23 protein-coding genes are annotated in these 24,924 nt (G+C 36.5%); 12 read left to right on the top strand and 11 right to left on the bottom strand.

Annotated features, from left to right (window positions below; all coding sequences use genetic code 11):
• The first annotated feature begins 51 nt into the window (after positions 1-51).
• A complete protein-coding gene (locus IO90_RS14290; RefSeq protein WP_034967934.1) occupies positions 52-1,788 on the top strand; it encodes a thiamine pyrophosphate-dependent enzyme in 1,737 nt (578 codons plus the stop codon).
• Between the two features lie 114 nt (positions 1,789-1,902).
• On the opposite strand, the gene IO90_RS14285 is transcribed toward IO90_RS14290, so the two are convergent.
• Positions 1,903-2,496 carry a DUF3244 domain-containing protein gene (locus tag IO90_RS14285; protein ID WP_034967932.1) on the bottom strand — a complete coding sequence of 198 codons (594 nt, stop codon included), beginning with the start codon at positions 2,494-2,496 and terminating at the stop codon, positions 1,903-1,905.
• A 180-nt stretch (positions 2,497-2,676) separates the two neighbouring features.
• Between IO90_RS14285 and IO90_RS14280 the strand changes: the two genes are divergently transcribed.
• Entirely contained in the window at positions 2,677-3,549 is an 873-nt protein-coding gene (locus IO90_RS14280; protein WP_034967929.1) for an AraC family transcriptional regulator, read from the top strand.
• Positions 3,550-3,553: 4 nt separating this feature from the next.
• Here IO90_RS14280 and IO90_RS14275 read toward each other — a convergent pair whose 3' ends face one another.
• Both IO90_RS14275 and IO90_RS14270 read right to left on the bottom strand, forming a co-directional pair.
• On the bottom strand, positions 3,554-4,087 hold the full coding sequence (locus tag IO90_RS14275) for a hypothetical protein (protein WP_034967926.1): 534 nt from the start codon (positions 4,085-4,087) through the stop codon (positions 3,554-3,556).
• A 1-nt stretch (position 4,088) separates the two neighbouring features.
• Entirely contained in the window at positions 4,089-5,201 is a 1,113-nt protein-coding gene (locus IO90_RS14270; protein ID WP_034967922.1) for a pyridoxal phosphate-dependent aminotransferase, read from the bottom strand.
• A gap of 147 nt (positions 5,202-5,348) precedes the next feature.
• On the opposite strand from IO90_RS14270, the gene IO90_RS14265 reads away from it, so the two are divergent.
• The 4 genes from IO90_RS14265 (at position 5,349) to IO90_RS14250 (ending at position 8,132) form a co-directional block, all read left to right on the top strand.
• Complete coding sequence (locus IO90_RS14265) at positions 5,349-5,624, top strand: hypothetical protein (RefSeq protein ID WP_034967920.1); 276 nt, start codon at positions 5,349-5,351, stop codon at positions 5,622-5,624.
• A gap of 39 nt (positions 5,625-5,663) precedes the next feature.
• On the top strand, positions 5,664-6,197 hold the full coding sequence (locus IO90_RS14260) for a DUF5694 domain-containing protein (RefSeq protein WP_228374709.1): 534 nt from the start codon (positions 5,664-5,666) through the stop codon (positions 6,195-6,197).
• A 61-nt stretch (positions 6,198-6,258) separates the two neighbouring features.
• A complete protein-coding gene (locus IO90_RS14255; protein WP_051878726.1) occupies positions 6,259-7,422 on the top strand; it encodes a sensor histidine kinase in 1,164 nt (387 codons plus the stop codon).
• 2 nt (positions 7,423-7,424) lie between these two features.
• On the top strand, positions 7,425-8,132 hold the full coding sequence (locus IO90_RS14250) for a LytR/AlgR family response regulator transcription factor (RefSeq protein WP_034967914.1): 708 nt from the start codon (positions 7,425-7,427) through the stop codon (positions 8,130-8,132).
• Positions 8,133-8,185: 53 nt separating this feature from the next.
• Here IO90_RS14250 and purU read toward each other — a convergent pair whose 3' ends face one another.
• The 8 genes from purU to IO90_RS14210 form a co-directional block, all read right to left on the bottom strand.
• Positions 8,186-9,016, bottom strand: a complete 831-nt coding sequence (purU, locus tag IO90_RS14245; RefSeq protein ID WP_034967913.1) for a formyltetrahydrofolate deformylase — start codon at positions 9,014-9,016, stop codon at positions 8,186-8,188.
• A gap of 182 nt (positions 9,017-9,198) precedes the next feature.
• Positions 9,199-10,776 carry a glycoside hydrolase family 10 protein gene (locus IO90_RS14240; RefSeq protein ID WP_034967910.1) on the bottom strand — a complete coding sequence of 526 codons (1,578 nt, stop codon included), beginning with the start codon at positions 10,774-10,776 and terminating at the stop codon, positions 9,199-9,201.
• 94 nt (positions 10,777-10,870) lie between these two features.
• Positions 10,871-12,679, bottom strand: coding sequence for a translational GTPase TypA (gene typA / locus IO90_RS14235; protein WP_034967909.1), 1,809 nt, complete (start codon positions 12,677-12,679; stop codon positions 10,871-10,873).
• A 125-nt stretch (positions 12,680-12,804) separates the two neighbouring features.
• Positions 12,805-13,968, bottom strand: a complete 1,164-nt coding sequence (locus tag IO90_RS14230; protein WP_034967906.1) for a class I SAM-dependent methyltransferase — start codon at positions 13,966-13,968, stop codon at positions 12,805-12,807.
• Positions 13,969-14,385, bottom strand: coding sequence for a DUF1801 domain-containing protein (locus tag IO90_RS14225; protein WP_034967904.1), 417 nt, complete (start codon positions 14,383-14,385; stop codon positions 13,969-13,971).
• A 170-nt stretch (positions 14,386-14,555) separates the two neighbouring features.
• On the bottom strand, positions 14,556-15,953 hold the full coding sequence (locus IO90_RS14220) for an MFS transporter (protein WP_034967901.1): 1,398 nt from the start codon (positions 15,951-15,953) through the stop codon (positions 14,556-14,558).
• A 49-nt stretch (positions 15,954-16,002) separates the two neighbouring features.
• Positions 16,003-17,061 (bottom strand): agmatine/peptidylarginine deiminase, encoded by a 1,059-nt coding sequence (locus IO90_RS14215; RefSeq protein WP_034967897.1) that lies wholly within the window; start codon positions 17,059-17,061, stop codon positions 16,003-16,005.
• Entirely contained in the window at positions 17,061-17,936 is an 876-nt protein-coding gene (locus IO90_RS14210) for a carbon-nitrogen hydrolase (RefSeq protein ID WP_034967894.1), read from the bottom strand. Before IO90_RS14210 ends, IO90_RS14215 begins: the two co-directional genes overlap by 1 nt.
• Before the next feature lie 176 nt (positions 17,937-18,112).
• Here IO90_RS14210 and IO90_RS14205 point away from each other — a divergent pair, with 176 nt between their 5' ends.
• The 6 genes from IO90_RS14205 (at position 18,113) to IO90_RS14180 (ending at position 24,843) form a co-directional block, all read left to right on the top strand.
• Entirely contained in the window at positions 18,113-18,532 is a 420-nt protein-coding gene (locus tag IO90_RS14205; protein WP_034969276.1) for an acyl-CoA thioesterase, read from the top strand.
• Positions 18,533-18,643: 111 nt separating this feature from the next.
• Positions 18,644-20,782: a S46 family peptidase gene (locus IO90_RS14200; protein WP_081871825.1), complete on the top strand. Its 2,139-nt coding sequence runs from the start codon at positions 18,644-18,646 to the stop codon at positions 20,780-20,782.
• 65 nt (positions 20,783-20,847) lie between these two features.
• Positions 20,848-21,867 (top strand): polysaccharide deacetylase family protein, encoded by a 1,020-nt coding sequence (locus tag IO90_RS14195; protein WP_051878725.1) that lies wholly within the window; start codon positions 20,848-20,850, stop codon positions 21,865-21,867.
• A gap of 50 nt (positions 21,868-21,917) precedes the next feature.
• Entirely contained in the window at positions 21,918-22,988 is a 1,071-nt protein-coding gene (locus tag IO90_RS14190) for a GNAT family N-acetyltransferase (protein WP_034967888.1), read from the top strand.
• Between the two features lie 5 nt (positions 22,989-22,993).
• Positions 22,994-23,497, top strand: coding sequence for a MepB family protein (locus IO90_RS14185; RefSeq protein WP_051878723.1), 504 nt, complete (start codon positions 22,994-22,996; stop codon positions 23,495-23,497).
• Positions 23,498-23,700: 203 nt separating this feature from the next.
• Positions 23,701-24,843: a DEAD/DEAH box helicase gene (locus IO90_RS14180; protein ID WP_034967885.1), complete on the top strand. Its 1,143-nt coding sequence runs from the start codon at positions 23,701-23,703 to the stop codon at positions 24,841-24,843.
• Positions 24,844-24,924: the final 81 nt, after the last annotated feature.

Raw genomic sequence — 24,924 nt, 5'->3', positions numbered from 1 at the left:
TGATTGGAACATCTTTTGTGAATTTTTATTTTTAATTAAACTCATAAAACTATGTCTAAAAATATCGCTGACCAATTTGTCGAAATCCTAGTTAAAACGGGAGTTAAACGCTTGTATGCTGTCACTGGTGACAGCCTTAATTTTTTAAATGACGCCATCAAACGTGAAGGTTCTATCAAATGGATCCACGTAAGACACGAGGAAGTTGGAGCCTTTGCTGCCGCTGCAGAAGCTGAGTTGGAAGGTCTTGCGGTTTGTGCAGGAAGTTCTGGTCCAGGTCACGTTCATCTGATCAACGGGCTTTACGAAGCTAATCGTGCAAATGTTCCCGTTCTGGCCATCGCATCAACTTGTGAAAGTTCAGAGTTTGGGACTTCTTATTTTCAGGAGACGAATACGATCAAATTGTTTGATGACTGTTCTGTTTACAATCAAATTGCAACAACGCCTGAACAGGCTCCGCGAATGTTACAGGCGGCTTTGCAACACGCAATTTCGCAAAAAGGTGTGGCAGTTTTAGGAATGCCCGGAGATCTTTTTGAAGCCGATTCTGTGAAAAATATCAGCTCAGATATAGTCTTTAAAACAAATCCTAGAATTATTCCTTCAGAAGAAGAAACCGATTGGATTGCTGACCATCTAAATTCGGGGAAAAAAGTGGCAATCTATTGTGGAATTGGTGCTTCAGATGCTCATACAGAAGTAATTGCTTTAGCAGAAAAACTGAAAGCACCAATTGGATATTCGTTCCGTGGAAAAATGGGAATCCAGTATGATAATCCTTACGAAGTGGGAATGACTGGACTTCTGGGTTTGCCTTCCGCTTTCAAAGCGATGCACGAGGCTGATGTTATTTTATTGCTTGGGACAGATTTTCCTTATGTGAAATTTATGCCTGTTGATAAAGTCATCATTCAAATCGATGACAAGCCGGAACGTTTAGGAAGACGTGCGCAATTGACGAGAGGATTTGCAGGAAAAATCAAAGATTCATTAGTAAGTCTTTTACCATTAATCAAAATCAATGACAACAGAGAATTTCTAGATAGACAATTAGAGTTTTATGAAAAAGTAAAAAATAATCTACAATCCTACGTTGAAGACAAAGGAAAAGAAAATCACATCTCTCCAGAATTTGTTGCAGAAACTTTAAACATTAAAGCTAATCAAGACACCATATTCACGGTCGATACAGGAATGTGTTGTGTTTGGGGTGCAAGATACATCAATGCAACTGGCGAGAGAAAATTATTAGGATCCTTCAATCACGGAACAATGGCGAACGCGATGCCAATGGCCATCGGAGCACAATTATCCAATCCAGGCAAACAAGTCATCGCACTTTGCGGAGACGGCGGACTTTCTATGTTGTTGGGCGATATCGCAACCATTAAACAATACAATCTTCCAATCAAGATCATCGTTTTCAACAACAGATCTCTAGGAATGGTAAAACTGGAAATGGAAGTAAACGGCATTCCGGACAATGAAACCGATATGATCAATCCAGATTTCGGATTGTTGGCTCAGGCTTTTGGAATCAAAGGAATCAATGTTAGCGATCCGGAAAAAGTAGAGGAAGCAATTGATGATGCTTTAGAAACAAAAGGTCCAGTTTTGGTAAACATTTTCACGGATCCAAATGCATTGGCAATGCCACCTAAAATCGGTTGGGATCAAATGAAAGGAATGGGAATCGCGATGACGAAAATGATGCTGGATGGAAATTTCAAAGAAGTTGCGGATACGATTTCCAGCAATTATAAACACATTAAGGAAGTGCTTTAAACCAAACGAAAAGCCCGATTGTGAATTGGGCTTTTTTATTTTTCATCAACTTTTAGAACAAAAAAAAGCTTCAAAAAATGAAGCTTTTAGAAAATAATATATAAACCTAAGAACCTATTTCAAGGTAATCATTCTACTGAAACTGTCGCCGTCTTTCTCCACGCTGATGATATATGTTTCCGCATTTGCAGGATTCAAATCAAACGTCAGATTTACCAATCCATCTTTGGCGAGGTTATTTTTGCTGTAATAAGTGTTGTTCTCTGTGTCATAGATAGAAACTCTCACGTCTCCAATCACGTTTGCCATCTGCAACTTCACCATATTTTTGTTGATCGTATATTCTGGTTTCGTGATCGCAGAAATTGGCGAATGATCTACCACCACCTGTTTTTCGTCCACAGTGATTTTGTATTTTTCAATTTTAGAATCAGACTCTGCAACCAGATAGTAAGTTCCAGAAGCCATATCATTCATATTATAAGACTTTTCGACATTGTCAAGATTGATGATCTTATCAGAAAAAACTTCACCTCTGTCTCCGTTGTATATATAAAGCGATACATTTTTTGCATTGGAAACTCCGAAACGAATGGTCTTTTGTTTTACCTCTCCTATCGAAACCGAAAAATCCTTATCTCTTCCCATTAAGCTTGCAGAAAAAAACATTAATCCAGCAAGTAAACTTAATTTCATTAATTTGTTCATAACAGTATTTTTTTATTTGATTATTAATACTGCAAATTTATGTCGGATCTTGAATCATTGATACAATGCGATTTTCACAAATATGTTCTATATTAACATAAACTAAATGTTAACTAATCAATGACAGACAATATTGAACATATAATTTTCTTTTCGTACTTTTGTATCAAGTTATTTCTAATGAAACATTTCAATCCAGCTTTCGAATCGATAAAACCCAATATTGGCAGTAGTTTCACGTGTCTTCATTTCTCAAAAAACGAAAATATAAAATCGCACGTTTGGCATTATCATCCCGAGATTGAACTGATTTTTGTCTGTGGCGGATCGGGAAAAAGACAGATTGGAAGTAATATTTCCTACTTCACAGAAGGCGATTTGATTCTGATTGGCAGTAACTTGCCACATTGCGGAATGACGAATGAAAACACGAAAAACGAGTACGAGATTGTCATCCAATTTTCACAAGATTTTCTGGGATCCGAATTTTGGAACGCGCCAGAAATGAACCGGATTTTCCAAATGCTGGAAACTGCAAAAAGCGGAATTGTCTTTGGCGAAAAGATAAAGAGAGCAATGGCAAGCAAAATGGATGCGTTGGTAAAATCCTCATCTTTGGACAAATTGGTAAAACTGATTGATATTTTGGACGAACTCGCTCACACCAACGATTTCAAAATCCTGAATGCAGGAAAGTACTATTTGCAGACACAAAAAGAAGATAACGACAGAATCAATCTGATCTTCAACCACGTGAAAGATAATTTTAAAAACCAGATCAGTTTGGAAGAAGTTTCAGGTTTGGCGACGATGACGGTTCCTTCGTTTTGTAGATATTTTAAAAAGATTACCAACAAAACTTTCACGCAATTTGTGAATGAATATCGCATCACGCACTCATTAAAACTTTTGGCAGAACAGCCGATGAGCATTACAGAAATCTGTTTTGAAAGTGGCTTCAACAACTTCAGTTATTTCAACAAAACTTTTAAGGAACATACGCAGAAAAGTCCGTCGCAGTATCGGAAAGAGTTTAGTAATATTATGGCGTGATTACTTACAATCTTAATGTTTTATTTATTTTCTTGTATAATTGAAAAACATATTTTTTCATAAAGTTTTCACTAAGATTTTTGTTATAGCCAAATTGTTTATCAATATCGGCATCTAAAGAAATTGGTAAACAAATTCTCATATTACGATAATAATTTACATCTGAAATTTTATTTTTTGAAATGTAATATTCTGTGTGCTTTTTTAAATCTGATAAATTTGTACTTTGTTCTTCAATTTTGATAAAAAATAATTCTCCATTTTTCAAATAATATTTAATTTCAAAATTAGTATTGCTATTTCTTAAAACATTTTTAGCAACTATTCTATCAGTAAATTTTTTAACATTAACATTTATACTATCGTTTATTAATAGCTTAACGGAATCTAAACTTAATATGTTAAGACTATCAATAAGATGCACTTCTTGTTGTATTTTTAATCTATTCTTGTCAAATAATCCATTTTGAGATAGACACTGAATAGAAATTAAAATAAAAGAGAAAAAAAATATTTTAGTAAATTTCACTTTCATCATCTTACTTTTTTAAAGAAATTACTTCAAAATACTTCTTCATCTCCTCCATTGTCCCCAAACTTATTCTCGTCCATTTTTCATTCTGCTCATAGGTTTTTCCGCCAAGGATTTTCGCATCTTTTAATTTTTTGAAATAATTTTCCTTGTAATTTTCCAATGAGAAATAAATAAAATTGGCAGAAGACGGAATGGTTTTGATGCCTCTTTTTTGAAATTCAGACATTGTAAAATCTTTCACTTTTTGATTGTTATTCAATACTTTGGAAATGAATTCCTGGTCTTCCATCGCAGATATTGCGCCAGCCATAGTTGTTACGCTGATTTCTGCACCGCTCCAGCTTTGAAGTTTTTTCAATTCTGTAATCATTTTCGGATGACCGATTGCATAGCCTAATCTTGCACCAGCGAAACCATAAAGCTTGGAAAATGTTCTCGTTACAATCAGATTTTTATAAATATCCACAAGATCTGCCAAAGATTTTTGATTGGTAAATTCGATGTAAGCTTCGTCGACCAGAATTGTGATATTGTCAGGAACAGACTTGATGAAACTTTCAATTTCCATTCTTGAAAGCAAATCTCCAGTTGGATTATTCGGGTTGCAAATGTAAATCAGTTTTGTATCATTTCGTATTGACCTTTTCATTTTATCGAGGTCGATTCGCTTTTGTTCATTCAAAGGAATAACGGTTTTTGACATTCCCAGAAATTCGCCAATCGGTTCAAAAATAGTGAAAGACGGATCTGGAATAATGAAATGTCCTTTGTCCAACGAAACATACTTAATGATCAATTCCAACAAAAAAGACGAACCCGCCGAAACTAAAATATTTTCTTGTTTCAACTGGTTTTTCTCTGCCAGTTTCGCACTCAAAGTATCCGCAAATTTGAAATCATACATCGAGGAAAGACTCAGGCTTTTTTGCATCGCTTCCAAAGCTTTCGGGGAAACACCAAACGGATTCTCGTTGAAACAAAGGCGGATGGTTTTGTCATCGTTCTTCAGTTCGTGGAAATTTGGGGTATTTTTCGCAAGGAATTCAAGTGGGGAAAGTGTGAGTGCTGCACTTCCCAGGAAAGCGGTTTTCAGCCAGTCTCGTCTGTTGATCGACATAGTTTTTGATTTATTTCCCGATAAAAATAATGATTTTTCTTCATCGATGAAAAATTAAATTCTGACGGACAAAAATCCATTTTCAGCGATTATAATTGATATAAAACCTTTTCGATTTTACTTTTGGTCCGTTAATAATTCAATGCTATGAAAACTGCTAAAATATTTTTTGTTCTTTCTCTGATATTTTTCAATTCCTTGATCTATTCTCAGGACAAGATCAATGTTGTACTTCTTGGCACTTACCACTTCAACAATCCCGGAAATGATGCGATAAAGTCTGAGGTCCGTAATATCCTTGAACCAAAAAACCAAGCTGAATTGGAAGAGATCACAGATTTGATTTACAGAAAACTGAAACCCGACCAAATATTTGTTGAGGAAGAATTTTCGAATAAAGCGAAACTGAATCAACTTTACTAAGCCTATCTCAATAATACTTTTGATAAGGTCACAGACACAATCTCCAATTCAAGATCCAAGAAAAAACACAAGGAAAATGAGATCTATCAACTGGCTTTCAGATTAGGAAAGAAGGCGAAAAACGATTCCATCTATCCCATCGATCATTTCTCAGAAATGCGTTTTGACCTGCTCCAAAAGAAAGCTGGTGAGAATGAAGAACTTAAAAATGAATTCTCTGAAAGTCTGAAAAGTTTTTCAATTGACTACAAGACCTGCATCAACGAGATCGAATTGATAAAAACTTTAAAATGTCTGAATACCGCTGAAAACAGACTATCCAATAAAGGTTTTTACATTTCATTAGCAAATAAAATTGGTGTTGAAGACAATTATTTCGGAGCCAATTTGGTTGCGGATTGGTACAGACGAAATCTTTTGATCTATGCTAATTTTCAGGCTCAGATCAAGAAAGGAAGCAAGAATGTCTTGATCCTAGTCGGAGCCGGACACTCTGCGATGATCTACGATCTCATCAAAAATGATAAGAACTTCAACCTGATAGAAGTGGATGAGATCTTACAAAAATTTTAGATTTATTTCAAATTAAAATATCAAAAGCCTATTTTTGAAAATGCCTTTTAATACGAGCAAAATGCAAGAAAACCCTTTCTCGAAAGAACAACTGTCGAATCAAAATTTTCTGCAGGACTTTGAACGATTTTACAACGGAAGCCCGAAGATCATTTTCCATTTCATGATGTGGTTTTTCTTTTCTACATTACTTTTTGTCTATTATCGTTTTGATTCCAAAATCACTTATTTTGAATGTTTCCTTATGACTTTCAGGACGTTTGTAAGCAATGCAGTTATCTTTTATGGATTTTTTTATTTGATATTTCCAAAAATTAAGAAATTCAGAATCAATAATTTCCTGATCATCACATCAATATTAATTCCTGTCAGCATTTATATTTGGCTTATTGTCAACAATTCTATGTTTCGCCTCTACCATTATTTAGGTTGGGAAATCAAAACTGGAAGATTCGCTGGAATAATCAAAGTTTTTGCGAATCAAAGCATTAAAGAAGTCATTGGACTTGAGGTTGTATTGTCCAACATTATGCTTGTGATCTATATTTTGTCACCTTTTTTCTTTGTGAAGATCTTGTTTGAGATTGTGAGAATTTATAACAAAACGACGCAACTTCAACAGCAAAAACTAGAGGTCGAGATCCAGAATGTCAATATTGAAAAAGACTTTTTGAAATCGCAACTTAATCCACACTTCCTCTTCAACACCTTGAATAATCTGTACGGTTTGATTGTGAAAAAAGACGATTCCGCGCCGGAAGTTGTCTTGAATCTTTCCGACATTATGAGCTACACCCTTTACGAATCCAATTCTGAAAAAGTGTCCCTGGAAAAGGAATTGGACTTCATCAGAAATTATTTTGAACTTGAAAAAATGCGTTATCCGAGAGACAAAAATATCCAGTTGGAAATTTTGGGTGATGACCAGAGCGCTGGGCTTTACATCGCTCCACTTTTGACTTTTACATTCATCGAAAATGCTTTCAAATATGGATTGAAGAATTCTGCCAATCAGTTTATTGACCAGAAAATTAAAGTGGAAAATGACATATTTTACTTTGTTCTGGAAAATGATTTTGACAAAACAGAGATCAAGAAAGAATTTGGTGGAATTGGCTTGGAAAATATCAAAAAACGTCTTCAATTATTATATCCAAATCAACACGATCTGAAGATCACAACCCTTGAAAACAGCTTTAAAATCGAACTGAAAATCAATTTGTAGAAATGGAAAAACTGCGTTGCATCGTTTTGGACGACGAACCAATTGGAAGAGAGATCATAGAAAACTTCGTGAAAGAGATTGATTTTCTGGAACTTGTGGATTCATTTGAAGATCCTGTAAAAGCTCTGATGTTTTTGGAGAATAATAATGTTGATCTTATTTTCAGTGATATTCAAATGCCGAAGATCAATGGTTTGGATCTAGTGAAAAGTCTAGAAAATCCGCCTGTCATTATCTTTATCACCGCTCATAGAGATTTTGCTTTGGATGGTTTCGAAACTGGAGCGACGGATTATTTGGTAAAACCCGTGCGCTTCGACCGTTTCTTGAAAGCCGTGAACAAGGCGAAAGATTATATTAGTTTAAAACAAAACTCTACGGTTCATCAAGTCAATTCTGACCGGATTTTCATTAAGTCTGATGGAAAACTCACAAAAATCCTTTTGGACGAGATCCTGTATGTAGAAGCGCAAGGCGATTATTTGAAAATCGTCATCCAAAATGAAACTTACACTACTCTAGCAACGTTGAAATCGATGGATGAAGTTCTGACTTTACCAAAATTCTTCCGAGTTCAGCGTTCGTTTATAATCAATCTGGAAGCTATCCGAAGTCTCAGCGGTAATATGGTGGAACTTGTGAACGGAAAAAGTATTTCTATTGCGCTTAATAAGAAAGAGGAATTGTTTCAGTTGTTGGGGATCAGGTGATTTTTTGGTAAGTTTGGTAAAATTGGAAAAAGCAAGAGATAAAAATTAAAATCCTACTCAAAAATAATCGTCTTATTCCCATCAATAAAAACCTTGTCTTCAAAGACCAATTTCAAAGCATTTGCCAAAACATTCTTCTCGACATCTCTTCCTAACTTCGCCAGATCTTTTGCTGTTTTGGAATGAGAAACTTTGATAATATCCTGATAAATAATTGGACCTTCATCCAAATCGTTTGTCACAAAATGAGCCGTTGCCCCGATGATCTTCACGCCTCTTTCAAAAGCCTGTTTGTAGGGATTGGCACCAATAAATGCGGGCAAAAATGAATGGTGGATATTGATGATTTTCCCTTTGAAATTCGCCACAAAATCTGAAGACAGAATTCTCATAAACTTAGCCAAAACCAAATAATCAAACTCATAATTCTGTAGGGTTTCTTTGATCAGGTTTTCGTGCTCATCTCTTGTGATATTTTCAGTTGAAATATAATGAAATGGAATCTGAAATTTCTCTGTCAATTCTCTTAGATTTTCATAATTCCCAACGACTGCAAGAATATTAAAATTAAGGTCTTTAAACTGATTTCTGATCAATAAGTCCGACAAACAATGATGTTCCTTGGTCACAAAAACAACGACGTCTTTTGGTTTGTTGTTGCTCAATTCTATTTCGCAATCTCCTAATTGATCTTTAAGTTGGGCAATCACTTTATTAGGGTCGGCAATTCCTGCAACTTCGGTTCTCATAAAGAACAATGACTTTTCGCTGTCCACGAATTCGTCATTTTTGATGATGTTGAGACCGTTTTCGAGAAGGACCTCTGAGATTCTGTAAACCAAGCCTTTTTCGTCGGTACAGGTAATTTTGAAAGTGAAATTCATCGATTAGTTTTCATCAAATTTAATGATAATGTTTCTTTAAAATTAATGTTACAAAGATTTTTAAAATATTTTTAAAACTTAACTAAAAAAAAATCTCGCAGATCAAGATGATTTTGCAGATTTGTTTTGAATAAAATCTGCTTGATTTGCCTGATCTGCGAGAATATTGAAAATACATTTTTCTATTTAACTTTCTCTGCTTTATAATCGCTTTCGTTTCCTAATCTGTCAATTGCTTTGATGGCAACTGTGTTAAGATTCTTTCCATTATAAAACTTTATGATTTCCATATTCTGAATATCAGCATTTAGGGTCTGAGTTCGCCATTCGTTGCCATATTTTGTGAACAGAACCCATTGGAAAGCCTTTTCACCATTTGATAAATTCCAAGTTGCGGAGATGTTGCTTCCATTATTTTTCAAGTTTAATTTTGGTTGCGAAAGTTCCTTATCAGTCTTCAACCACGGACTTCTCGGGATCAGAACTTTATCCTGATAAACCCTTGTTTTCAAAGTGTTCTGCATACTGTAACTTTTGGTCAAACCTGCAATACTCCAATGGATTTCGCCAGTGTCATCTTTCAAGATCTGTCTGCTCAACTCGATTTGATTCACGATCTCGGAAGGTTTATCAGATACTTTTATTTCAACGGTGTTGAGTCCTGGCCAAAGATGCCTATTAAAATTATTTTCCGTTTTCCACCATTCCAGTAATCTCGGGAAACTCTGTCCTGTGGAATTGACCGGCCAATACAACTGCGGGGCGAAATAATCCACCCAACCTTTGTTGAGCCATAGTTTTGCATCGGCATAGAGTTCATCGTATTGAGAGGAACCTTTGATTCCCGTTGGATAATCCGGTTTCCAGATGCCAAACGGACTGATTCCGAATTTCACATAATTCTTTTCGTTTTTGATCTCTTTATAAATCCTTTCCACAAAACGATTCACGTTATCTCTTCTCCAATCTGCTCTCGTAAGATTTCCACCAGAATTTCTATACGCATTCCAAGTTTTAGAATCGGGAAAATCCGCACCACCGTTGTAAGTGGCGTAAGGATAAAAATAATCATCGAAGTGAACAGCGTCGATATCGTACTTTTTCACCAGTTCATTCACAACTTTAGAAACGTGATCCTGGATCACCGGACTTGCCGGATCGAACCAATACATTCCATTTCTCAATCTATAAGTCACGTCAGAAAATTTGTTGGCCAAAGATTGCGACGTCACTTTTCCACCGTTGGAATGATGTGCTCTGTAAGGATTTAGCCAAACGTGCAATTCGATTCCGCGTTTGTGTGCTTCTTCCACCCAAAATTCCAAAGGATCATAATAAGGATAAGGTTCTCTGCCAATTTCTCCTGTCATAAAATAAGACCAAGGCTCGTGAGAACTTTTGTACAAAGCATCTCCAGACGGACGCACTTGCAAGATCACCGCATTGAAATTATTGTTTTGAAGCATATTCAACATTTCAATCGCTTCCGATCTCTGCTGTTCTGATGTAAGATTCGTTCTGGACGGCCAGTTGATATTTGCAACCGACGCAATCCAAGCGCCACGAAATTCTCTGTTGATCGCAGGCAGATCCACACGATAATTATCTTCAACTTTAACGTTGCTCGGAACTGATTTGATAACAGGTTTTGAAGGTGGCGTTTTGATCTTGCTAACTTGCTTCCTTTGTGGTGAGCAATTGTAGATTAAAACAGAAATTAAGATCAACCAAAAAAAATGGAACTGGCGTTTATGATTCATAAAATGAAATCTAAATATGATTTTGAATTTTGAAAATCGAATATAATAAAAAAGTCCCCATTTCTGAGGACTTTAAATATTAATTAAGATTAGATTAAGACTTAGCGCCTCTTTCCACTCTTTTTCTTTCTTCTTCAGAAAGGATCTTCTTTCTCATACGGATGAAGTTAGGCGTTACCTCGATCGCTTCATCAGCTTGAATATATTCCATACATTCTTCAAGAGAGAACAAGATCTTTGGTGCAACACCTGTATCTTTATCTTTTCCAGAAGCTCTCATATTGTTCAACTGTTTAGCTTCAACGATGTTTACAACCAAGTCACCTGGCTTGTTTTGCTCACCAATCACCATTCCTGCGTAGATCTCCTCGCCCGGATCAACATAGAACTTACCTCTATCTTGTAGTTTCGCGATAGAATACTCAGTCGCTGGACCTTGAGTTTTGCTGATCAATACACCATTACTTCTTCCAGGAATCGCCCCTTTGAAAGGTTTGTACTCTGTGAAACGGTGCGCCATAATAGCTTCACCTGCAGTAGCAGTCAACATCTGAGAACGCAATCCGATCAAACCTCTGGAAGGGATTTCGAATTCCATATGTTGCATTTCACCTTTAGTTTCCATAATGTGAAGATCTCCTTTTCTCTGAGTTGCCAAATCGATAACTCTAGAAGCAAATTCTTCTGGAACGTCTACAACCAAAGATTCGTAAGGCTCCAATTTTTGTCCACTTTCGTCTTCTCTCAAGATAACCTGTGGCTGACCGATTGTCATTTCGTAACCTTCTCTTCTCATCGTTTCAATCAAAACTGACAAGTGAAGAATACCTCTACCAAAAACTAGGAACGTGTTCGCATCATCAGTCTGTTGAACTCTCAATGCCAAGTTTTTCTCTAATTCTTTGGTCAATCTTTCTTTCAGGTGGTTGGAAGTTACATATTTACCATCTTTTCCGAAGAACGGTGAATTGTTGATAGAGAACGTCATATTCAACGTTGGCTCATCAATAGAAGTTCTTGGCAATGGTTCTGGATTTTCTAGATCTACGAAAGAATCTCCAATCTGGAAAGCATCGAAACCTACAACAGCACAGATATCTCCAGCCTTCACTTCCGCTACTTTTTTCTTTCCAAGACCTTCGAAAATATAAAGTTCTTTTACTTTTCCTTTCAATATCTTTCCGTCAGCTTGCGCCAATCCGATCCACTGAGCTTCTTTGATCTCACCTCTGATCACTTTTCCAATCGCGATTCTTCCTAAGAAAGAAGAATAGTCAAGAGAAACGATTTGCATCTGTAGGTTACCTTCTTCTACTTTCGGTTCTGGAACGTATTCTAAGATCCCGTCCAATAGTGGGAAAATGTTGTCAGTTTGTTCTAATGAAGTGTTGAACCAACCTTGTTTAGATGAACCGTAGAACGTTGGGAAATCCAATTGCTCCTCAGTTGCATCCAAGTTGAAGAAAAGGTCAAAAACCTGATCGTGAACTTCGTCCGGACGACAGTTTGGCTTATCTACTTTATTGATAACTACTAGAGGTCTCAATCCAAGTTCCAAAGCTTTCTGAAGTACGAATCTTGTCTGTGGCATTGGTCCTTCGAAGGCATCTACCAACAAAACAACACCATCAGCCATTTTCAATACTCTCTCTACCTCACCACCAAAATCGGCGTGACCAGGAGTATCGATAACGTTGATTTTTACGTCTTTATAAGTTACAGAGATGTTTTTTGATAAAATCGTAATCCCTCTTTCTCTTTCAAGATCGTTGTTATCCATGATCAGATCACCACTCTCCTGATTTTCACGGAAGATGTTTGTGGCGTGGATAATTTTGTCAACCAAAGTTGTTTTTCCGTGGTCAACGTGTGCGATAATCGCTATATTTCTAATATTTTGCATATCTATTTTTTACGCGTGCAAATGTAGTGAATTTTTATGGTAAGATGAACGCCCATTTAATTATTTTTAAAAATAAGCTACATTAATTAACATCTATTTAAAATTTTGTTAATCAATACATTAAATCAAATGCTTCTCAGAATCTCTTTTCCGTTGATGCTTTGCGTGAATATCAGATAACGGTTTCCGCCATCTTTCAGCTTGTATTTTTTCTTGATTTCGTCGGGTTTCAAAGGATAATTCTTGGAAATGATATTGAACTGGTCATTCTTTTTTAAATCCTTTCCATCGATCTTTTCAACTTCCAAAATCCTTCCGGGAAAGTTTTCTATTTTATGTTCCGAAGTGTAGAAATGCGTATTTGGGTGCAGTTTCTTCAATCCAAATTTTTCTGAAATAATATTGAATGCACCAGCTTTCAGGATTGAATTGTTTGGAATATAAAGGAAATTAAGACTTTCTGAGAATTCTGAAGTGGCAGTTTTTTCTTCATTAATATAAAAAGAAAATTCTGGTTCATCCGATTCCAAGTTGATACAGCTTATAGTTATTGTTTGTTGGTTGACAGTTGATGGTTTATTTTCGATAATTAAAACCAATTCCTTTACCTCATTTCTAAAGGCGATGATTTTGATTTCATTGATGTTTTGAAGTTCCGAAACCAAATATGAAATATCGATCAAAGGCGAAAGTTTCACAATTATCCTGTCTGAAATTGAATTAAGTTGCTCTTCAATTTCTAGAAGATTTGGCGAAAGATCTTCCAGCAGGAACTTCTTTTTGTTATTCTTATCTCTTCGCGCAGGATCCAAATAAACGATATCAAACATCTCTTTATTAATTTCTAAAAATTCTTCAAGATTTTGATTAATGAAATTTGCTTTTCTGTTTAGAGTTTTCCAATTATGTTCTACGATTTTTATCAATTCTGGATTTTGCTCCACCAAAGTTACTTCTTCAAAATTTTGAGAGAGAAAATAAGCATCGATCCCGAAACCTGAGGTCAAGTCGAGGAATGATTTTCCTATTAGATCTTTGGCTTTATATTCTGCTGTGGATTGCGATGAAGCTTGTTCCAGATTGAGGTTTGGCGGAAAAATAATGTTCTCATTCAATAAGAATGGAAACTTTCTCTGCGCGACTTTTTTGCCCTTGATCTGTTGAACGATCTCCTGAATAGTCACATTTGGAAACGGTGATCTTTTTAATAATAATCTGTTGATGTCACTATCAATATTTTGGGTGATGAAAGTCTGAACTTCCGTAGCAAGCAAGTTTGTAAAATCCATTTAGCCGTAGATCTTTTGAATGGTTTTGATGGAATTGGTGATGATATTTTTCAAAATATCGATGTTAATATCTTCCAGTTTTTTGATGTAGATACAGGCTTTCGCGGTTTTGACTTTTCCCAATTGTGAAAATAGATTTTCCTTGTCATCAATGTCTTGATAAACGTAAAGCGAAATCTGAGCAACCCGATTGGAAAGTCCGGCCAAAGGTGCGTCGCCTTCGTGACCGCTTTCATATTTGTAATGATAACTTCCAAATCCTATGATGGCCTCGCCCCACATTTTAGGTGGAAATCCTGATGTTGCTTCGAAAATTTTCACCAATTCTCTGACATCACTTTGGCGTTTTTCATCGGTGATATTATTGATGTAATCATCTACGGAAAGATTGTTTTCGGTGGTTTTGTTTTTTGCCATCTTGAGAAGTTTTTAATTTTTAAAGATAGAAAATTTCAATTTAAAACCAATCGTTATTTCTTGTAACAAACCCGCAACCCAACTTGAGTGGAGCTCTTTTTTGCAGTGGGAAAAGCTTGGCAAAAAAAGCGGGAACGGAAGGCGGATAAGTTGCCCAAATTTTATGTATTTTAAACCGATTTCATATTGTCGCCATCACGGAAATTGAGTCTTCGGAAAACGAATCCAGAAAGAATCGTGAGAGATCCGACAATCAAAAAGGTGTATCGGAACGCGTTGTGAACTTCGTTCTTGATGAAAGTGGTATCGCCTTCGAACAATTTCAAAACTATCAAACCAAACGCGATCCCAAATCCAACCGCAAACTGCTGATTGACAGAAACCAAAGAATTCCCACTGCTATTTTGATACGGTCGCAAATCGGCAATCGAAATCGTGTTCATCGATGTAAACTGGATGGAATTGAAAAAACCTAGAACCAACAAGATCGGAATGTACCAATAGATCGAGCTTTGAACCGTGGGAATTGCCAAACAGCAGATCAAAACACCAATTACAAACGTGTTGGTCATCAAAGTTTTACGATAACCGAATTTATCCAAAATCCCGATCACGTAAGATTTTCCAAACATCGCCGTGAGTGCCATTGGTGCAACAATCCAGCCGGAAGTAAGCGCAGATTGTCCGTACGCAATCTGGATCATCAACGGAACCAAAAGCGGAATTGAACTGATTCCCAGCCTTGTCGCAAGATTTCCTAAAATCCCAACACGGAACGTCCGAACCTGAAAAAGATTCAATGGAAAAATAGGATTGTTATCTGTTTTGGCGTGTTTGTAATAAAAGTAAAGCATCAAAAACCCCAAGACCAAAACCAAGAGAACTGGCGTGATATTGTGCGCATTTCCGAGCAATTCCAAAGAAACAGAAAGAAGTAAAGATGCCATTGCGAAAATTAGAAATCCTTTCAAATCGAAGTCGATAACTGGCGATTTGTAATTAGGCATATATTTCAAACTCAGAATTATCCCTATCAATCCGATCGGAATATTAATTAAAAAAATCCAGTGCCAACTCAAATAATCCACCATATAACCACCGACCAATGGTCCCATCACTGGTCCAATCAAGGCTGGGATAATGGCGAAATTCATCGCTTTTAAAAGTTCATTTTTGTTGAAAGCTCTGATCAAAGCCAATTTCCCGACAGGCGTCATCAAACTTCCGCCAATTCCTTGGACAATTCGGGAGATTACCAACTGCGTCAAATCCTGCGATAAAGAACAAAATAACGATCCGACAGAAAATATAGCGAGGGAAAGAATAAAAATCCTTTTTGTTCCGAATTTATCCGCCAAAAAACCGCTGACTGGCATAAACAAAGCCAAAGTCAACACATAACTGATGATCGCATTCTGCATATCCAAAGGCGATTCCTGCAAATCTCTGGCGATTGAAGGCAAAGAGGTGTTCAGAATCGTGGAATCCAGCATTTGCATAAAAATGGCTGTTCCTAAGATAAAAGGAAGATATTTTTTGACCTGTTCGGTAGTCTGTATTTCGCTCATTATTTAAATTGAAAAATTAAAAGATCCGCCTGTTTCGCGGATCTGTATTTTAAACCAAAGGTTCTTGTTGACTGAGGCAGTGGAAACTTCCCAATCCCCAAATAATATCGGTGGAATCTATGCCAACCACATCCCTTTCTGGGAAACATTTTTGGATGATTTCCAATGCAATCTGATCTTTCTCGCAATTGTAAATTGGAACAATTACGGATTTGTTTGCGATGTAGAAATTGGCGTAAGATGCTGGCAATCTTTGTCCGTCGCAATAAACTGGATCTGGCATTGGAAGTTCGATGATATTTAGAGGTCTTCCGTCCAACAATTTCATTTCTTTTAATTGACGAAGATTGGTTTGAAGGATTTCGTAGTTGTCGTCTTCTTTATCGTCTTCAACAACAGTTAGGACGGTGTCTTCATTTACGAATCTGATTGTGTCGTCCACGTGTCCATCTGTATCGTCGCCAATAATGCCATCATCTACCCAAAGGACTTGTTTTTGTCCGTAATATTTTTTCAAATAATCTTCTACTTCCTCCTGAGAAAGATGTGGATTTCTATTTTCATTAAGCAAACAAGACTTGGAGGTCAGAACCGTTCCAGCACCGTTGAATTCAACCGAACCACCTTCCATAATAATTCCTGGATAAAGAACTGGCAATCCTTTTTCTTCAGCAATTTTGGTAGGAATGACATCATCCAATTCGAATGGTGGATATTTTCCGCCCCACGCGTTGAAACCCCAATCAATAATTATCTTTTGAGGCTCTTCTCCGTTTTTATTGACCAAGAAAGCAGGACCGTGATCTCTGCACCAGGCGTCATTTGTTTCGTGGAAATAAAATTCGACTTTCGAAATATCTGCGCCGGCTTTGGAAATATGTTCCATTGCGAAAGCCTGCATTTCCTGATTTTTTACATTGATGCAAACGAATTCGCCTTTCGTGAGTTCAGCAATGAATTTGGCATAAGCTGGATAGATCAAATCGATTCTTTCCGGCCAAGATTCTTCTTTATGAGGCCAAGAAAGCCAGGTTGCCTCGTGCTCTTCCCATTCTGCGGGGAAAGTGTATCCATTTTCTAATGGATTGAAATCTTTATCTATTGTCATTAATCCTCGTCAATAAAACGTTTTGTAATCGGCAAATAGGTCTCAATCCTTCTGTCTCTCAAGAATGGCCAGTGCTTTCTCATATAATCTGTTTGTGCCAGGTCAACTTCTGTCACTTCCACTTCTTCTTTGTCGTGAGAAGCGAGATATAATAATTTTCCTTGAGCGTTTGTCACAAAACTTCCGCCCCAGAATTTCATCGCGCCATCTTGCTCGTAGCCTACTCTATTCACAGAAACTACGGGAAGTCCGTTTGCAACCGAGTGAGAACGTTGGATGGTTTGCCAAGCGTTGTATTGGTCTTGATTGGTTTCTTCGTCTTGAGTGGTGTCCCAGCCGATTGCTGTTGGATAGAACATAATGTCGGCACCCATCAAAGCGGTAATTCTTGACGCTTCCGGATACCATTGGTCCCAACAGATCAGGACTCCAACTTTTCCAAATTTCGTTGGGAAAATCTTATAACCCAGATCACCTGGCGTGAAATAGAATTTCTCATAAAAAGCGGGGTCATCTGGAATGTGCATTTTTCGGTATTTACCAAGATAAGTTCCGTCTGCATCGATAACTGCAGTCGTATTGTGATAAAGTCCTTGTGCTCTTTTTTCGAATAACGATGCAATAATTACGACACCTAATTCTTTCGCAACTGGAGATAACGCATCGGTTGAAGGGCCAGGAATAGCTTCTGCCAAATCGAAGTTATCATAATCTTCGACATCGCAGAAATATAAGGATGTGAAAAGCTCTTGCAAACAAACGATCTGTGCGCCTTTTGCTGCGGCCTCTCTTATTTTTTCAATGGCTTTGTTCAGGTTTTGCTGCTTGTCTGCAACGCAAGACATCTGAACTGTACCTATTTTTACTTTTGACATTTCTAAAAAATTTTTACAAAAATACTAAGATTCTAGGGAATCAAAAATCCAACCAAAAGATTTAAACTCATATTTCGAAAAATTAATTTTATAATCTACAATTTCTATAGTCTCTAACCTCAAATTTTCTATGGATTTGTTACCTTTGCAACAAATTAAAATGCCATAGAATTATGATGAATTACCACACCAGAAAATGGATAAAACCAGAAGATCTCAATCCCAACCATTCACTTTTCGGAGGAAGACTTTTGGAATGGATCGATGAGGAAGCGGCACTTTATGCTATTATCCAGTTGGAAAATACCAGAACGGTTACCAAATATATCTCGGAGATCAACTTCGTAAGTTCGGCAAAACAAGGCGACATCATTGAAATCGGAATCGAAGCAGTTGAATTTGGGAGATCATCTCTAACGCTTCGTTGCGAAGTTCGAAACAAAATGACGCATCAAAAAATCATTACGATTGAAAGACTGGTTTTTGTTGCATTGGACGAAGAAGGAAATCCAAAACCGCACGGCAAAACAACAATCGAATATGTCGCAGATAGACTTAGTTTGAAAAATACCTCTGAAGAAAATCAATCCTTATAACATCAATGGAATCTAATTTTAGGTTCTATTTTTTTTATAGTTGATGAAGTATATCCCGTTCAGATTATTTTCTTTAAATTCGTCACGTTTATAAATTGATATTTTGATATAATGAAAAGAAAAATCCTTCTATCAGCCCTGCTTCTTCCGGCTGTTATGGCATTTGCCCAGCAATACGGCGGAATGTGGATCCCGACGGAACTTAATGAAAAAGAAATGAAAAGCTTGGGAATGAAGATCTCGGCAAAAGACATCTTCAACCCGGACAAAGCGAGTATCAAAGATGCCGTGGTTCAATTTGATGGTGGCTGTACGGCAGAAATCATCTCTCCAAAAGGACTTTTGTTAACAAATCACCACTGTGGTTACGACAATATTCAATCCCACTCCACTGTTGAAAATGACCTTTTGACCAACGGATTCTGGGCAAAAGATATGAATGGTGAATTGCCAAATCCTGGAGTAACAGTTGATTTCATCACAGATATCAAAGAAGTAACTAAAGAGATTCTTGCAGGAACCGAAGGATTGACAGGTAAAGATCTGGATGCGAAAATCAAACAAAATACAGATGCCTATGTCACTTCCCAAAAAACGGAAAGCTATCAGAAAATCTCTGTGAGATCGATGTACTATGGCAATAAGTTCTATGCTTATGTGATCGAGACTTACAAGGATATCCGTTTGGTTGGTGCACCACCTTCCGCAATCGGAAAATATGGTTCAGACACAGACAACTGGGTTTGGCCAAGACATACGGGAGATTTCTCTATGTTCAGAATCTATGCTGACAAAAACAACAAACCTGCAGAGTATTCCAAAGACAACATTCCTTACACGCCGAAACATTTCCTTCCGATTTCTGTAAAAGACAAGAAAGAGGATGACTTCACTTTCGTTTTCGGATTCCCAGGAAGAACGACTGAATATCTTCCGGCCGTAGCGGTGGAGAAAATTATGACAGAGATTGATCCTGCGATGATTTCCGTTCGTGATGTGACCTTGAAAACGCTTGACGAAAAAATGAGAGTTGACAATGCGACCAGAATTAAATATGCTTCCAAATACGCCAGAATCTCAAACGCTTGGAAAAAATGGCAAGGTGAAATCGAAGGTCTGAAAAAATCCAATGCGGTTGGAAAAAAACAACAATACGAGCAATCATTGATTTCAAAAAATCCAGCAATCAAAACCACGATTGACGGACTCAATAAACTTTACAACGAGCAAGCGCCTTACGCCTTGAACAGAGCTTACTACAGCGAATTACCAAGAAATGCCGAAACTTTGGCCTTGGGAAGTTTGTTTGGAAGTTATGTTGATGCGGTGGAAAATGGAACATCTTCTCAGAAATCTGTGGATAATCTGAAATCCAGACTTGCGGAAATGTACAAAGACTACGAAAGCGCTTTGGATGCAAAAGTGACTGCAAAAGTTCTTGCACTCTACGCCAACAAAACGCCTCAACAATTTTTGCCAGCTGGTTTCGAGAAATATAAAGATGTCAACCAAAATCTTGCAACCATTGAAAATTGGGCAAAAACGTCAATCATCACAGGAGGTGGAACAGTAAACGGCGCAACAGTTTACACAGACATCAATAAAGTTTTTGCAGATCAAAAAGCGTTGGTTCAGGCGTTGAAAAATGATCCTTTGGTTCAACTTTACACATCCATTAGAACTGCCTATGTAAAATCCACACACGAGAAAGTGACGGCTTTGCAAACTAACATCGACGCTTTGCAAAAAACTTTTATGGCACAACAAATGGAAACGGACAAAGACAGAAAATTCTTTCCAGATGCGAATTCAACTTTGCGTGTGACCTACGGAAAAGTGAAAGGTTCCGAGCCACGAGACGCAGTTTCATACGGCTACCAAACGCATCTTGCAGGCGTGATGGAAAAATATATCCCTGGAGATTATGAATTTGATCTGCCTAAAAAGTTAATCAATCTTTACAACACCAAAGATTACGGCGTTTACAAAGATAAAACTGGCGATGTTCCTGTAAACTTCACGGCAACAAACCACACAACGGGTGGAAACTCTGGAAGTCCGGCTTTGGATGCGCACGGAAACCTGATTGGCCTAAACTTCGACAGACAATGGGAAGGCACAATGAGCGACATCAATTATGACCCGAAATTATGTAGAAATATTATGGTTGATACCAAATATATTCTTTTCGTAGTTGATAAATACGCGGATTCTAAATGGTTGCTGAATGAGATGAAAATCGTGAAGTAAATTTTAATTCTTAAACTAAATACAGCTTTGCCAAAGATGATTATCTTTGGCAAAGTTTTTTTCTGATGAGTTTCAAAACCACATTTTATAGAATTGCAAATCCAATCAACAAGAGATTTTCTTTTGAGAGATTTTCTCAGAAATTGCCTTTTCAGGATTTGATTTTAGTTTATCATTTGGTTTCCGATGCGGATTTGAAACACGCTAAACACTTGTTTCCTTATCGTTCTGAGAAGCAATTTGAACGTGACTTGGATTTTTTGTTGAAGCATTTTGATTTTATAGATTGGGAAACTTTTTTGAGAAATAAAATTGAAAAAGTCAAAACTAAAAAGCCAACCATTCTTTTGACTTTTGACGATGGATACAGTGAGTTTTACGACATCATTGTTCCAATTCTTAAAAGAAAAGGAATCTTTGCCATCAACTTCATCAATCCGAAATTCATTGACAACAAAGAAATGATGTGGCGGAACAAAGCAAGTTTGATTGTTTCAGAAATCATTGATAATGAATTACTTCAAAACAAAATTTCTAAGTTTCAGGATTTTGGAAGCGATTTGAAAACGAACATCAATTCAATCCTAAAAATCAATTTTAAAAATCAAAACCAGCTAGATGACATTGCCAATCATCTTGAGATTGATTTCAATGATTATCTTAAAAAAAATCCAGTTTATCTTACAACAGAGCAACTAATCAATTTAAAAAACGACGGTTTCGGCATCAGTTCTCACGGTTGGAATCATCCGCTTTACAATCAACTTTCGTTGACTGAACAATTGGAAAACACGCAAAAATCCTTGGATTATATGAAAGAAAATCAATTATCCAATGATTCTTTCGCATTTCCTTTTACAGATTATTTAATTGATAATCAGTTTTTTGACAATGTTTTTAATGAAAACCCTAAACTAAAATTCACTTTTGGTTCAGCTGGTTTGAAACTCGATTCTTATCCTAAAAATCTTCAAAGAATTCCGATTGAAACTGGAAATTACTCAGCTGAAGAAATTCTTAAAAACGAAATTTTATATTATCAACTTTTAAGGAAAATCAATAAAAATAAGATTATCCGAAGTTAAAATTATGCTTTGAATAATGTGTTTCTTATATTTGTTGAAACTATTTTTCTGTGATAAAAATCGTCGGACTCAACAAGCAACAACTCAACAGATTTACAAGTTCTGAAGATTTTCAGAATTTTCCTTTCGCTCCGATTTCTGAACTTAGAGAAATTTCCCACATTCAAAATCCACGAGCAAAATCTGATGACATTTTATTGTTTTTAGCTTATGACGATCAGATTCTTGCGGGCTATTTGGGAATTCTTCCAGACGACATTACTGGAAAAAATGGCGAAAAATTTCACTTTGGTTGGCTTTCTACACTTTTTGTAAGCGAAAAACACAGGGGAAAACAGATTGCTCAGAAATTGCTTTTTGAAGCGGAGGAAAACTATCAGAAAAAGCTGATGATCACAGAGTTTACGCCAAGTGCGGAAGGACTTTACAACAAAATTGGTTTCTTTGATTACCTGAAACCAAAAAAAGCCATCCGATATTACTTCAAATCCAATCTGGCAGAGCTTTTACCATCTAAAAAACCAATTTTTGAAAAGAATAAAAGTTGGTTAAAAAGACTCGATAATTTTGTTAATTCTTTCATTCCGTATTTTGGAAATGGGAAAAATCATCTTTATAAAATCACAAAATCGCTGGACGAAAAACTGGAAAAATTCATCAATCATCGGAAAAAAAATCCACTTGGAAGAAGTTCGGAAGAATTCAAATGGATTGCAGATTTCCCTTGGCTTTCCAATGAAAAAGAACAAGCAAACTATCTATTTTCTTCATTTTCAAAGCATTATGAAATGTTTTGGGTTTCGGTTTATCAGAATCAGGAAATTGTTTCTGCGATGTTTTGTTCCGTCAGAAATGGACATTTGAAAGTGCTTTATCATTTTGGAAACGTGAATCTGGTCTCAGAAATTCTTCCAAAAATCATCAAGAAATACAAGGTGAAAATGATGACCATTTTTGATGACCAATTGAATCATTCAATCCAGAAAAACAAATCTCCAAAAGCCATCTACAAACGCCCAATGGAAAGGAAGTACTTGATTCACAAAGATTTGAAAGAGAAAATTGGGAAAGATTTCGATTATGATTTCAAAGACGGTGATGGTGATTTTTCTTTTACTTAATTTCAATGATGATTAAAGAAATCACGGAACTTAACAATTTAATCTTCAAACCATTAAAATTAAGTATCACCGAATTAATTCCTGATTTGGAATGTGAAGATTATTTTGGTTTTAATTTTAAGGTCGATGAATATCTCATCAAATTCAGAAAATCAAAATTGACGCCGAAGAAAGTGGGACAATTCGTTACGTTTTGGAAACGAGATTCGGAAGGAAAAACTGTTCCATTTGATATTAATGATGATATCGATTTTTACATTATTTCTATCGAAGAGAATGAGAATTCTGGAGTTTTCATTTTCCCTAAAGTGGTTTTAGAAAAGGAAAATTTTATTTCAACTCATCTAAAAGTTGGAAAACGAGGTTTCAGGATTTATGCAGATTGGCATTTTCCAAACAACAAACAAGCTGAGAAAACCAAACTTTGGCAGACGCAATTTTTCATTAATTATGCTGAAAAAGAGAGTGTGATTCTTGGGAAATTTGAAAAGATTTTAAAAACAACATAAATTTATCCTAAAACATTTTCAACCACATAGACACATAGGTTTTTCTCAAAATATTTAAGGTAAAATAGATGGCAGGTCTTATCTATTTTGACTTTTTAAAGTTCTTGTACTCCATTAATCTATGTGCCTATGTGGTTTTTTTCTAATTTTTAAAAGTTGATAACCAATCTCAAAAACTTATCTTTGCACCAAATCAATATTATATGTCATTCGAGTCGTTAGGATTATCAAGCAACATAATCAAATCTGTCAAAAATTTAGGTTATCTAAAGCCGTTTCCGATTCAGGAGCAGGCGATTCCTGTGATTTTGCAAGGAAAAGATTTGATGGGAATTGCACAAACCGGTTCTGGAAAAACGGCTTGTTTTGTGATGCCGATTTTAGAAAAACTTCAAAATGCTGAAGTTAAAAAAGACCGTAACGTTCAGGTTTTGATATTGGTTCCGACGCGCGAATTGGCGATTCAGATTGACGAAGTTTTCCGAGCATTTACAGATAATTTGAAGCGTGAAATCCGAACAATGGCAGTTTACGGCGGAGTTTCTATCAATCCGCAAATGAAAGGAATGTTTGGCGTGGAAGTTTTGATTGCCACGCCCGGAAGATTGCTTGATTTGATTGACCACAATGCGTTGAGTATTTCTGGAATCCAACATTTGGTCATCGATGAGGCAGACAAAATGTTCCAATTGGGTTTTGGCGAAGAGATGAACAAGCTTTTCGGTTTGATGCCTGCAATGAAGCAAACCACTTTATTTTCAGCGACTTTGGACGATAAAGTTTCTGAGATGAAGCAAAGACTTTCCATCAATCCAACGTTGATTGAAATCAAAAAAGAAGAAGTTGAACTTGATGACATCGAGCAACTCGCCTATCACGTTTCGCCTGAAAACAAAGGCCCTTTTTTGAGATATCTCATCAAAGAAAAGAAAGTTGAGAAAGCTTTGATTTTCGTTTCTTCGACAAAATCTGCGGACAATTTGGTTGAAAAACTGAAGAAAAACAAAATAAAAGCCGTAGCAATCCACAGCCAGAAATCACAAGGTGCAAGACGAAATAATCTGGAAGAATTCAAAGTAAACGGTGCGCAAATATTGGTTGCCACCGACTTGATCGGCCGTGGAATCCACATCGATTCTTTGCCTTGCGTCATCAACTACGAATTGCCACGTTCACCTTTGGACTATATCCACAGAATCGGTAGAACTGGTCGTGCTGGGGGAAAAGGAACGGCAATCAGTATTTTGACGGACGACGAATTGCAACATTTCCGTGTGATTCAAAAGAAAATGGGAAAGAAAGTGACTTTGCAACGTACGGAAGGTATTGAGTTGCACGGTTATTAATAAAAATATATTTCTCGCAGATTGAGCTGATTTTACAGATTTCTACAAGAGAAAATCTGGCGAATTTACGAAATCCGCGAG

The sequence above is a fragment of the Chryseobacterium sp. FH1 genome (genome assembly GCF_000735135.1).
GTDB lineage: Bacteria > Bacteroidota > Bacteroidia > Flavobacteriales > Weeksellaceae > Epilithonimonas.
The sequence above is the reverse complement of the archived record's forward strand: the minus strand, read 5'-3'. Positions and strand labels throughout refer to the sequence as shown.